We start from the raw sequence: 10,909 nt of genomic DNA, 5'->3' as shown, positions 1-10,909 counted from the left end.
ATCGAGGCGGCGGCGAGGACGAGTCCGTAGAGGACGGCGCCGACGCGGATCCGCGTCGGCGCCGTCCTCTACGGACTCGTCCTCGCCGCCGCCTCGATCGGCCTGCTCGTCGTCTCGGCCGACCCGGTGCTGCGCGCGCAGGTCGTCGAGCGCGGGATCACGCTCGAGCCCGGCGCCGCGCTCGCCCTGGCCGTCGCGGCGCTCGGCGCCATGGCGCTCCTCCTCGCGCTCGCCCGCCTGCTCGACCGCCGCGCCGCTCGCGACGACGGCTGACCCCGGCGCGGGACGCCGGGTGCTCGCAACCCCCTGCTCCGCATCCGCCGAGAGGCGCAGACTCGTCCCGGGCGATCGCCCGCCACCCCCTGGAGACGAGACCATGCCCTTCTGCGCCCTTGAGAGCCTCCGCTGATGGAGCTGGGCATCGCCGCGATCGTCGGCGTCTCGGTCCTCGTCGCGGTCGCCGTCTTCTCGCGGCGCCTCGGCGTCGCCGCCCCGATCGTCCTCGTGCTCGCCGGCGTCGGCCTCTCGTACATCCCCGGGGTGCCGGAGGTGGTCGTCCCGCACGAGTGGGTGCTCGACGGCGTGCTGCCGCCACTGCTGTACGCGGCGGCGCTCAGCGTCCCGTTCATCGACTTCCGCCGGAATCTCACCACCATCACCGGCCTGTCGGTCGTGCTGGTGCTGATCTCGGCGGCCGGTGTCGGCGCGCTCCTCTTCCTCCTCCTCCCCGAGCTCGGGCTGGGCCTGGCGATCGCCGTGGGCGCGATCATCAGCCCGCCCGACGCCGTCGCCGCGACCTCGGTCGGCCGGCGGCTCGGCCTCCCGCCGCGGCTGCTCACCCTGCTCGAGGGCGAGGGGCTGATCAACGACGCGACCGCGCTGGTCCTCCTCCGCTCGGCCCTCGCCGCCGCCGCGGGGACGCTCGCGACGCCGTGGGCCGCGATCGGCGACTTCCTCTACGCGGTCGTCGTGGCCGTCGTGGTCGGGTTCGTGGCCAGCGTCGTCACCGTCTTCGTCCGCTCGCGGCTCGAGGACCCGGTGCTCAACACCGTCCTCTCCTTCATCGTCCCCTTCGTCGCGTTCATCCCCGCCGAGGGCCTGGGCGCCTCGGGCGTGCTCGCCGTGGTCGTCGCCGGCCTGCACACCGGGCACGCCTCCCCCCGCGCTTTCACCGCCCAGTCGCGGGTGAACGACCGGATCAACTGGCGGACCGTGCAGTTCCTGCTCGAGAACGGCGTGTTCCTGCTGATCGGTCTCGAGATCCGCTCGCTGATCCACGACGCCGACAGCGCACGCCTCTCCGTGCCCGGAGCGGTCGGGATCGGCCTGATCGCGGTGGTCGGGCTGATCGTCGTGCGCTTCCTCTGGGTCGGCCCGGTCCTCCTCGGCGAGCGCTGGCAGACCCGCCGGGCCGAGCGCCGGGCCCGCGAGCAGAAGGAGCTGCTCGAGTCGCCCGAGGCGCAGGAGCTGCCGAAGGAGGAGCGCGGCCGGGCGAAGCGGCGCTACCTGCTGCGGCGCAGCGACTACCGGCACTTCAGCCGCAACGGCATCGGCTGGCGCGGCGGTCTGGTGCTCGGCTGGTCCGGGATGCGCGGAGTGGTGACCCTCGCGGCCGCGCAGTCGCTGCCCGAGGACATCCCCTACCGCCCGCAGCTCGTGCTGATCGCCTTCACCGTGGCCGTCGCGACCCTGCTGATCCAGGGCAGCACGCTGCCGCTGCTGATCCGGGCGCTGGGCATCCGCGGGATCGACGTGCCCGAGGACCAGCGCGCGCTCGCGGGCCTGCTCGACGAGATCACCGAGAAGGGCCTCTCGGTGCTGGAGCACCCGGGCGACGCCGTCGAGGGCGCCGACGGCGTCGCTCCGGACGTCCTGGAGCGGGTGCGGCAGACGTCGTTCCTCCGCTCCGAGGCCGCCTGGGAGCGCTCGCGCGGCACGGAGAGGTCGGTCGCGGACACTCCGCACCGCCTCTACCGAGCGCTGCGCCTCGCCGTGGTCGCGGCCGAGCGGGAGGCGCTGCTGGACGCGCGCTCGCGCCGCGCCTACCCGCAGCGCATCCTCCGCGATGCCCAGTCGCTGCTCGACCTCGAGGAGACGCGGCTCCGCGTGCGGCGGGGCTCCGAGTCCTGAGGGCTCGGGATCGTGACGATCGTTCCCGGGGATGCCCGCGCTGATCCGCGCCCTGTGGAGGAGCGCCGAGCTCCTCGAGTGCGCCATCCGGATCGACCCCTCGGACCACGGCCGTCCGGCCTCCCCGGCAATAGCCCGCCGATGCGTCACCCCCCGTTAAGCCCGCGCGCCCCGCTTCCTCTGGCACTGCCGTCGCCCCGCCCGTAACCTGCGGATCGCCTGAGAACCGGAAGCTCGATTCGCCCGCACTCGAAGAGGGGTGGCGGGCCGGGGCGGATCCCCTCGGGGGATATCACGAGGGCCGATCCGCGCGCCAGCCCTCGCAGAGAGGGCAGACGGGGCGCTGAGAGGAACGCTATCCCGTGCGGCGCCGGAGCGCACGCCTCACTTCGTTCGAGTGCTCTCAGGTCCAGTCGAGAGCGGAGCGCTCGGCCCAGTAGCGGGCCGGATCCACGGCGAGCGCCGGGAGGTCCGGGAGCTCCCGGGGCTGCGCGCGCAGGTTGGCCCGCAGCTGCTCCGGAGTCGCCGCGCCGCTCAGCACGACGTCGGCCCAGGGCTGCGCGAGGACGGCCCCCAGGGCGACGGCGTCCGGCGCGGCGCCGGCGTGCTCGATCGGGTGCGCCACGAGCCTCCCGTTGGCGAGGGCCTCCTTGACCACCACCAGCCAGCCGTCGTCGTGCGCGGCGGCGAGCGCCCGGCCCGCGGACTGCTCGAGCGGGTTCCAGGTGCTCTGGACCGCGCTGAACGGCGACTCCGGGATCGCGCGGGCGAGCTCGATCACGCGCGCCTGCTCGGGTCCGCTGGTGGAGAGGCCGACGCGCACTCCGGAGCCGGCGAGGCCGCGCAGTCGGTCCAGCAGCGGGCGGTCGGTGAGGGCCGGGCTCTCGGGAGTGATCGAGTGGACGAGGTAGGAGTCGGGCGCCGAGCCGAGCGCGTCGAGCGTGAGCGGCCACTGGCGGTCGAGCATCGCGACCGAGTGCTCCTTGCGCTCGTGCACCGGCGCATCCATCGCCCACCCGCCGACGTACTCGTAGCCCCACTTCGACTCGATCGTGAGCGCCGCCCGCCGCTCCGGATGCCGGGCGAGCCAGCCGCCGAGGAACTCCTCCGCGCGCCCGTAGGAGCGCGCGGCGTCGAGGAAGCGGACGCCGGCGTCCCACGCCGCGTCGAGCAGCAGGTGCGTGCGCTCGCGCAGCGCGTCGACGCTCCGCTCGGCCGCGGGGCCGAGGTCGTCGTCGCGCCCTGCCGTGATGTACGCCGGCCGGCCCACGGCCGCCAGCCCGATCCCGAAGCGCTGCATCCCGCCCACGGTACGCCGGTCCCGGAGCTCCGGCAGCCGCTAGCGTCGAGCGGTGACCTCCGCCCTCGACCGCAGCATCCTCCGGCTCGCCGTCCCGGCGCTGGGCTCGCTGGTCGCCGAGCCGCTGTTCCTGCTCACCGACTCCGCCCTGGTCGGCCATCTCGGCGCCGTCCCGCTCGCCGGGCTCGCGCTGGGCGGCACGGTGCTGCAGACGATCGTCGGCCTCATGGTCTTCCTCGCATACAGCACGACTCCGCGGGTCGGCCGGGCCCTCGGCGAGGGCGACGAGCGAAGGGCCGTGGCGGCCGGGATCGACGGCGGCTGGCTGGCCCTGCTCCTCGGCGCCGGCATCGCCGTGGTGGGCGCGCTGACCGCTCCGGCCGTCGTGGCGCTCTTCGGCGCGGAACCGGCGGTGGCCGAGGCGGGCGTGCGGTACCTGGCGGTGAGCATGGCCGGGATCCCCGCCATGCTCGGCGTCTTCGCGCTCACCGGGCTCCTCCGCGGCTTCCAGGACACCCGCACTCCGCTGGTGATCGCCGCCGGCGGATTCGCCCTCAACGCCGCTCTCAACGCCGTGCTGATCTACCCGGCCGGCCTGGGGATAACCGGCTCCGCATTGGGGACGGTGATCGCGCAGTGGGCCATGCTCGCGGCCTACGCGGGAGTCGCGCTGCGGCTCGCCCGGAGGGTCGGCGCGCCGCTGCGGCCGCACCTCGCGGGCCTGGCCTCCTCCGCGGGATCCGGCGGCTGGATGCTGCTGCGCACAGCGAGCCTCCGCGCGGCGATCCTGCTCGCGGTCGCGACCGCCACCTCGCTCGGGGCGGAGGAGCTGGGCGCCTTCCAGGTGGCGATGACGCTGTTCTCGACGGTCGCCTTCGCCCTCGACGCGGTGGCGATCGCCGCGCAGGCGCTGCTGGGCCGCCTCCTCGGCGCGGGCGACGCCGAGCAGGCCCGAGCCGTCACGAAACGCTGTGTGACCTGGGGAATCGGTGCAGGAGTAGTGCTCGGAGCGCTGATCACCGGTCTGAGCGGTGTCCTGCCGTACGTCTTCTCGAGCGACCCGGAGGTGCTGCGGCTGCTGCCCGCGGCGATCGCCGTCGTGGGCCTCACCGCTCCGCTCGGCGGCTACGTCTTCGTGCTCGACGGCGTGCTGATCGGCGCCGGCGACGGCCGCTACCTGGCGCTCAGCGGCCTCGCGAACCTCGCCGTCTTCGTCCCGCTCGCCCTGCTCGCCCCCGCCGCGCCCGCCGAATGGCGCCTCCTCGCGCTCTGGCTCGCCTTCGCCGTCGGCTTCCTCGGCGCCCGCGCGGTCACCCTCGGGCTCCGGGTCCGTAGCGACGTCTGGCTCCGCTGACCGCACTCCTCCCCTGTGGAGAAGCCTGTGGACAACTCCGGTCAGCGCGGCGGTGCGCTGGTGTTCCCGCGGTGGAAGACGGCGTGGAAGCAGACCGCCTCCGCCTCCTCGTCGGCCAGGAGCGCGACCGCGGCCCGTCCCGCCGCACGGCCCTTCTCGACCGCGGGCTGGGCCATAGTCGTGAGGTCGTACTCGGCCGCGAGACCGGGCACCTGCACGCCGTCGAAGCCGACCACCGAGAGGTCCTCGGGCACGCGCAGCCCGCGCTCCTCCGCCGCGAGGATCACGCCCGCGGCCAGCAGATCGCTCTGCGCGACGACCGCGGTCGGCGGCTCCGCCCCCTCGAGCAGCGTGCGGCCCGCGGCGACGCCCTCGTCGACGGAGCTCGCCGCGGCGGCGACGACCGACGCCTCCGGGAAGACGTCCTGCACGCCGAGGAGGCGGTCGACCGGAGTGATGCTGGGGCTCGAGCGCCAGCCGGCCGGGATCGCGCCGCGGCGGCGGTCCTTCGCGAACGGGAGCGCGACCACCGCGACCCGCTCGTGGCCGAGCTCGCGCAGGTGCTCCGCGAGGGTCCGGCTGGCCTCGCGGTTGTCGAGCGAGATCACGGCGCCGCCCAGCTCCGAGAGGCCCTCGACCACGACGACCGGCACCCCCCGGCGGCGCAGCACGGCGACGGAGTCGTCGACCGACGGGCTGCAGCCGACCAGGATCATCGCGTCGACCGGGGCCGTCGCCAGCAGGCCCGCGCCGTCGCCGGTCTCGGTGAGCAGCAGGATCCCGGCGTCGACCCCGCCGAGCACGTCGGCGATCCCGTCGAGCATGGCGATCTTGATCGGGTCGCGGAACGCGTGCAGCATCCGCTCGTCCACGACGACCCCCACGATCCCCGAGCGGCCGCGGCGGAGCGAGCGCGCCCGCGGGTCGGGGCCGGCGTAGTCGAGCTCGGACGCCGCGCGCAGCACCCGCTCCTTCGTGGCCTCCGAGACGGGGCCGGAGCCGCTGAAGACCAGCGAGGCGGTGGAGGGGGACACTCCGGCCCGGCTCGCGACGCGGGCGAGCGTCGGCCGGGGGCTCTTGCGGGGTTCCACGTTCCTCCTCGTGGGGGCGGCGCGCTCGTCGTCGGTTGACCGTCCCCGGGGTTCCGGATAGCTTAGACCGGCTCGCTTCGAATCGATTCGACCGCGCCTCTCGATCCGGTGTCCGGATCCCGCCCGCACCAGGAGAACCGCCATGACCTCGACGTCCGCGCTCACGCGCCCGCAGCTGGTCGCCTGGCGCAACGCCGTCTTCACGATCTTCGTCCTCAGCGGGATCTCCATCGCCACCTGGGTCTCGCGCACCCCCGCCATCCGCGACGAGCTCCAGCTCTCGACCGCCGGAGTGGGCCTGCTGATCCTCTCGATGTCGATCGGCGCGATCGTCGGACTCGCGTTCTCGACGCCGGTCATGGGCGCGATCGGCGCCCGGCGCGGCATGGCGCTCGGCCTCACCGTCTCGGCGGCGGGGCTCGCGGTGCTGGGCGTCTCGGCCGACGTCATCGGCGTCCTCCCCGCGGCCTTCGCCGGCATGGCGATGCTCGGCTTCGGCAACGGAGCGGTCGACGTGATGATGAACGTCGAGGGAGCGGCCAACGAGAAGGCCTTCGGCAAGACGCTCCTGCCGCTGTTCCACGCCTTCTTCAGCCTCGGCACCGTGGCCGGCGCGCTGATCGGCGCGGGCGCCTCCGCCCTGGCCGTGCCCGTCGCCGTCCACCTCGGCGCGATCGCCGTGGTGATCGCGGTGACCGCGGTGATCGCGATCCGCTTCGTCCCGGTCCGCGAGGAGCTCGACACCTCCGGCGCGGCGACCACCGTGAAGCCGCCGGTCCGCGAGCGCGTCGCCGCCTCCCTCGGCGTCTGGCGCGACGGCCGCCTCGTCCTCATCGGCCTGATCATGCTGGGCATGGCCTTCGCCGAGGGCTCCGCGAACGACTGGCTGACCCTGGCGATGGTCGACGGCCACGGCACCGACAAGACGACCGCCGCCGTCGTGTTCGGCGTGTTCGTCGCCGCCATGACCGTCGGACGCGTGATCGGCGGGCCCGTGCTCGACCGCTTCGGCCGCGTCCCGGTGCTGCGCGCCTCCGCCGGGCTCGCGATCGTCGGCATCCTGCTGTTCATCCTCGCCCCGGTCGACGCGCTCGTCGTCGTCGGCGCGGTCGCCTGGGGTCTGGGCTGCTCGCTCGGCTTCCCGGTGGGCATGTCGGCCGCGGCGGAGGGGCCGCACTCGGCCGCCCGTGTCAGCGCGGTGGCGATGCTCGGCTACGTCGCGTTCCTGGTCGGACCGCCGGCGATCGGCTTCCTCGGCGAGCACTACGGCCTGCTGAACGCCCTCTTCCTGGTGCTGGCCCTGGTGGTCGTCGCCGGGCTCGCCTCCCCCGCCGCCCGCAGCCGACGGAGCTGACCGCCCCGCTCCACGCGCCTCCGCAAGCCCCCGTGGGGCCCGGGCGCCCCGGCGCGCCTCCCCCTAGGCTTCCCAGGACGGCGGCGGAGGGGGAGCGGATGCGGTACCGAGCGCGCGACGGCGCCCTGCTCCACGTCGACGAGCACGGAGCCGGTCAGGGGCGGCCCCTGGTGGTCGTCCCCGGTGAGCCGGAGCGCCACCCCTCCTACCTCGGCTCGTTCGCCTCGATCGCCTGCACGCGCCGCGTCCTCGTGCTGCACCCGCGCGGAGTGGGCGACTCCGCGGAGCTGCCTCCCGCTCCCCCGGCCACGACGGCCGCCGACGTGGAGGACCTGCGCCGCCACCTCGGCGTCGACGAGCTCGATCTCGCCGCGCACGACTCCGGCTGCCGCGCCGTCCTGCTCGCCGCCGTGGACGCGCCCGAGCGCGTCGCCCACCTGCTCCTGATCGCCCCCGGCACCGCCTGGCTCGGGATCGACGACCGGGCTGCCGGTCACACGACTCCCGCCGGCTCCGACGACACCGCGGCGATCCGCGACGCTCTGCAGCGCCTCGACTGCCCCGCGGTCGTCCTCGGCGGCGAGGACGATCCGGTGACGGGCGTCGCCGCTCTGGAGGCGCTCACCGCGCTCCTGCCGCAGGCGAGCCTGGCCGTCATCGAGTCGAGCGGCCACCACCCGTGGGCGGAGGCGCCGGCCGAGTTCGCGGTCGCGCTGCGCGCCTCGCTCTCGGTGCCGCCGCCCGCTCCTCCGCTCGGCCGCCGGCCTCCCGTCGCCGCGCACTGAGCCGGGAGCCCGCCGGGGCCGTGCCGTCTATCCTCGACGGGTGCGTCTCGTCATCGCGCGCTGCTCCGTCGACTACACCGGCCGTCTCAGCGCCCACCTCCCGCTCGCCACCCGCCTCCTGCTCGTCAAGGCCGACGGGAGCGTCCTCATCCACTCCGACGGCGGCTCCTACAAGCCGCTGAACTGGATGAGCCCGCCCTGCACGCTGATCACGGGCGAGCCCGACGAGGAGGCGCGCGCCGCGGGAGTGACGCAGCAGTGGACCGTCGCGCACCGCAAGACCGGCGACGCTCTCGTCGTCTCCATCCACGAGGTGCTGCACGATTCGGCGCACGAGCTCGGCGTCGATCCGGGACTCGTGAAGGACGGAGTGGAGTCGCATCTCCAGCGCCTTCTCGCCGAGCAGATCGGCCTCCTCGGAGAGGGGCACACTCTCGTCCGGCGCGAGTACATGACCGCGATCGGCCCGGTCGACATCCTCGCCCGCGATTCCTCGGGAGCCGCCGTCGCCGTCGAGATCAAGCGCCGCGGCGAGATCGACGGAGTGGAGCAGCTCACCCGCTATCTCGAGCTGATGAATCGCGATCCGCACCTCTTCCCGGTGACGGGAGTCTTCGCCGCTCAGGAGATCAAGCCGCAGGCGCGGACTCTCGCCGAGGACCGCGGAATCCGCTGCGTGGTGCTCGACTACGAGGCCATGCGCGGCACCGACGACTCCCACACGCGCCTGTTCTGACAGGCACGGCGACGGGCACGGCGAAGGCCCCCGCGATCGGATCACGGGGGCCTTCCGCTCACCGGGCGCGAGGCCCGGGAATGCTGCGTCTCACCGGGCCGAGAGCCCGGCGGCCGCTACTTGTGGGCGGCCTGGTAGGCGGCCTGGACCTCGGAGGGGATGCGTCCGCGGTCGGAGACGGGGTGGCCGTTGGCGTTCGCCCACTCGCGGATGGCCTTGAGCTGCTTGGGGTCGCTCTTGGAGGCGGTCGCGACGCTCGTGGCGGCCGCGGGGCGCGAGCCGACGCGGCGGGCGCTCGAGACGAACTTCTCGAGCGCCGAGTGGAGCTCGGCGATGTTGTCGGGGCCGAGATCGATCTCGTAGTTGGCGCCCTCGATGCTGAAGCGGACGGTACCGCCGTCACCGGAATCGATAAGGGTTCCGTCGATATCGTCGACAAGCGTGATCTTCTGGGCCACTTTTCCTCCTGGAGTTCGCGGGACCGGACTGTCTCGACCCGGACCGGGAGAGACATTACCCCCTTTCACAATCGAGTGCGCCATGAATGGCGCCATTCGTCCCTTTCTCGCGCCATGTCGAGGGGAATGTTCAGGATAAGCGGAGGCAATCAGGGCGGAATCGAGCTGTTCGCCACCAGCCGTCGAATAGAGGACACGGTGTCCGCAGACGGCCGTAACGATTCCGGACACCGATCGCGCGCATTCCCGGGAACCGGTCCCGGCGATTCCGATCACGCCCCGGTCTTCGTTAGCGTGGAGTCATGGCACGACGAGGCGGACCCCCTGCACGCCCGGCGCGACCCGGTCCGTACCGCAATGCGGAGGCTCGGGAAGCACTGGAGGCGCTCGTCGCCGCTCCCACCGCCGAGGCCGTCGACCGGCTGCTCGAGGCCTGCCTCGACGGCTCCCTCGTGGTCGACGTCACGGGCTCCCAGCCCGGAGGCGTGCCGCACGTCCGCACCGTCGCGACGACCACCGGGGAGCAGGTCCTGCCGCTGTTCACCTCCACGGACGAGGTGCGCACCGCGGTCCCCCGGCAGCAGCATCCGCGGGTGCAGATGCTGGTCCTCCCCGGACGCGAGGCCTTCGCGCTGATCCGCACCGCCGACTTCGTCGCCGTGCAGCTCGACCCCGGCTCGATCGCCCAGGTCGTCACCCGTTCGTTCGTCGAACGGGCTCTGGACGCCGAACGGCCGTAGAGTGTGGCCCCCGGCGGGGCAGCGCCGGCGTCACCCCGTCCTCCGAGGTCAGGAGCCCGCCATGTCCGACACGACCCTCGCCGCCACCGGCCTCGACGCGCGAGCCGGCACCTGGTCCTGCATCCTGTTCGACCTCGACGGCACGATCACCGACTCCGCCCCCGGCATCACCGGCACCCTCGTCGAGACCTTCGTCGAGCTGGGCCGCCCCGTGCCCGCTCCGGCCGAGCTGCTGGCCTACGTCGGCCCTCCGCTGCTCGAGGCGTTCCGCGAGCTCGGCGGGATGACCGTCGAGGAGGCGCAGGCCGCGCTCGTGGTCTACCGCCGCCGCTACAACGCGGGCGGGCTGTTCGACTCCTCGGTCTACCCGGGGCTGCCCGAGGTGCTGGCGCGCATCGCCGAGGCCGGCGTGCCGCTCTCGCTCGCGACCTCCAAGCCGGAGTCGGCGGCCACGCGCATCCTCGAGCACTACGGACTGGCGCAGTACTTCACGGTGATCTGCGGCGCCTCCGAGGACGAGGTCCGCAGCGCCAAGGCCGACGTCGTGGAGGAGGCGCTGCGCCGGCTCCTCGAGCTCGGCGTCGACCTCTCGGCGCCGGTGATGGTGGGCGACCGCGAGCACGACGTGCAGGGCGCCGCCGCCCACGGCGTGCCGACGATCATGGTCGAGTGGGGCTACGGATCGCCGCTCGAGGCGGTCGGGACGATCGCGCTGGTGTCCGGCGCCGAGGAGCTCGCGGACCTCCTGCTCCCGTGACCTGCGTACGATGAGGGCATGACTGGTCTGGGCGTCGTCCTCTCGTTCGTGCTGTTCCTCGGCGGGATCCTCGTTCTCGGCAACTCGTTCCTGCTGCCCGACATCGCCGGATTCCTCTTCGTCAGCGGCATCCTGATGATCTCGGGATCGCTCGCCGTCGCGTTCCACGTCCTGCCGAAGTCGCAGTAGCCGGGTCGCTCTGAG

At 73.8% G+C, this 10,909-nt stretch carries 12 protein-coding genes; 9 read left to right on the top strand and 3 right to left on the bottom strand.

Going from position 1 to position 10,909, the window contains the following annotated elements:
- Window positions 1–126 precede the first annotated feature (126 nt).
- Together C5C56_RS17990 and C5C56_RS14180 are read left to right on the top strand one after the other, a co-directional pair.
- Window positions 127–273, top strand: coding sequence for a hypothetical protein (locus C5C56_RS17990; protein WP_181125774.1), 147 nt, complete (start codon window positions 127–129; stop codon window positions 271–273).
- Between the two features lie 135 nt (window positions 274–408).
- Complete coding sequence (locus tag C5C56_RS14180) at window positions 409–2,130, top strand: sodium:proton antiporter (protein ID WP_104319806.1); 1,722 nt, start codon at window positions 409–411, stop codon at window positions 2,128–2,130.
- Between the two features lie 403 nt (window positions 2,131–2,533).
- Here C5C56_RS14180 and C5C56_RS14175 read toward each other — a convergent pair whose 3' ends face one another.
- Window positions 2,534–3,430, bottom strand: a complete 897-nt coding sequence (locus C5C56_RS14175) for an aldo/keto reductase (RefSeq protein ID WP_104225753.1) — start codon at window positions 3,428–3,430, stop codon at window positions 2,534–2,536.
- Between the two features lie 52 nt (window positions 3,431–3,482).
- Here C5C56_RS14175 and C5C56_RS14170 point away from each other — a divergent pair, with 52 nt between their 5' ends.
- Window positions 3,483–4,784 (top strand): MATE family efflux transporter, encoded by a 1,302-nt coding sequence (locus tag C5C56_RS14170; RefSeq protein ID WP_104319805.1) that lies wholly within the window; start codon window positions 3,483–3,485, stop codon window positions 4,782–4,784.
- Window positions 4,785–4,825: 41 nt separating this feature from the next.
- Here the strand turns inward: C5C56_RS14170 and C5C56_RS14165 are convergent, their stop codons facing one another.
- Entirely contained in the window at window positions 4,826–5,875 is a 1,050-nt protein-coding gene (locus tag C5C56_RS14165) for a LacI family DNA-binding transcriptional regulator (RefSeq protein WP_104335426.1), read from the bottom strand.
- Between the two features lie 142 nt (window positions 5,876–6,017).
- On the opposite strand from C5C56_RS14165, the gene C5C56_RS14160 reads away from it, so the two are divergent.
- The 3 genes from C5C56_RS14160 (at window position 6,018) to nucS (ending at window position 8,750) form a co-directional block, all read left to right on the top strand.
- Window positions 6,018–7,229 carry an MFS transporter gene (locus C5C56_RS14160; RefSeq protein WP_104225755.1) on the top strand — a complete coding sequence of 404 codons (1,212 nt, stop codon included), beginning with the start codon at window positions 6,018–6,020 and terminating at the stop codon, window positions 7,227–7,229.
- 98 nt (window positions 7,230–7,327) lie between these two features.
- Window positions 7,328–8,014: an alpha/beta fold hydrolase gene (locus C5C56_RS14155; RefSeq protein WP_104268838.1), complete on the top strand. Its 687-nt coding sequence runs from the start codon at window positions 7,328–7,330 to the stop codon at window positions 8,012–8,014.
- Between the two features lie 40 nt (window positions 8,015–8,054).
- Entirely contained in the window at window positions 8,055–8,750 is a 696-nt protein-coding gene (nucS, locus tag C5C56_RS14150; RefSeq protein WP_104222623.1) for an endonuclease NucS, read from the top strand.
- A 116-nt stretch (window positions 8,751–8,866) separates the two neighbouring features.
- On the opposite strand, the gene C5C56_RS14145 is transcribed toward nucS, so the two are convergent.
- Window positions 8,867–9,208, bottom strand: a complete 342-nt coding sequence (locus C5C56_RS14145) for an Lsr2 family protein (protein ID WP_104222624.1) — start codon at window positions 9,206–9,208, stop codon at window positions 8,867–8,869.
- A gap of 302 nt (window positions 9,209–9,510) precedes the next feature.
- On the opposite strand from C5C56_RS14145, the gene C5C56_RS14140 reads away from it, so the two are divergent.
- The 3 genes from C5C56_RS14140 (at window position 9,511) to C5C56_RS17985 (ending at window position 10,894) form a co-directional block, all read left to right on the top strand.
- The gene (locus C5C56_RS14140) at window positions 9,511–9,948 is read left to right on the top strand and encodes an SseB family protein (protein WP_104222625.1); all 438 of its coding nucleotides are present in this window, start codon (window positions 9,511–9,513) and stop codon (window positions 9,946–9,948) included.
- A 61-nt stretch (window positions 9,949–10,009) separates the two neighbouring features.
- Complete coding sequence (locus C5C56_RS14135) at window positions 10,010–10,705, top strand: HAD hydrolase-like protein (protein ID WP_104247563.1); 696 nt, start codon at window positions 10,010–10,012, stop codon at window positions 10,703–10,705.
- Between the two features lie 18 nt (window positions 10,706–10,723).
- Window positions 10,724–10,894 carry a hypothetical protein gene (locus C5C56_RS17985; RefSeq protein WP_181137610.1) on the top strand — a complete coding sequence of 57 codons (171 nt, stop codon included), beginning with the start codon at window positions 10,724–10,726 and terminating at the stop codon, window positions 10,892–10,894.
- Window positions 10,895–10,909 lie beyond the last annotated feature (15 nt).

This window comes from Rathayibacter sp. AY1D1 (assembly GCF_002932635.1).
GTDB lineage: Bacteria > Actinomycetota > Actinomycetes > Actinomycetales > Microbacteriaceae > Rathayibacter.
Note: the sequence above shows the minus strand (reverse complement) of the source record. Positions and strands in the feature narration are given on the sequence as shown.

What these genes read in the sequence shown, in the direction of transcription:
- C5C56_RS14180 (WP_104319806.1), top strand. Translation starts at nt 409, where the DNA reads ATGGAGCTGGGCATCGCCGCGATCGTCGGCGTCTCGGTCCTCGTCGCG.
- C5C56_RS14175 (WP_104225753.1), bottom strand. Translation starts at nt 3,430, where the DNA reads ATGCAGCGCTTCGGGATCGGGCTGGCGGCCGTGGGCCGGCCGGCGTAC.
- C5C56_RS14160 (WP_104225755.1), top strand. Translation starts at nt 6,018, where the DNA reads ATGACCTCGACGTCCGCGCTCACGCGCCCGCAGCTGGTCGCCTGGCGC.
- C5C56_RS14155 (WP_104268838.1), top strand. Translation starts at nt 7,328, where the DNA reads ATGCGGTACCGAGCGCGCGACGGCGCCCTGCTCCACGTCGACGAGCAC.
- C5C56_RS14140 (WP_104222625.1), top strand. Translation starts at nt 9,511, where the DNA reads ATGGCACGACGAGGCGGACCCCCTGCACGCCCGGCGCGACCCGGTCCG.
- C5C56_RS14135 (WP_104247563.1), top strand. Translation starts at nt 10,010, where the DNA reads ATGTCCGACACGACCCTCGCCGCCACCGGCCTCGACGCGCGAGCCGGC.
- C5C56_RS17985 (WP_181137610.1), top strand. Translation starts at nt 10,724, where the DNA reads ATGACTGGTCTGGGCGTCGTCCTCTCGTTCGTGCTGTTCCTCGGCGGG.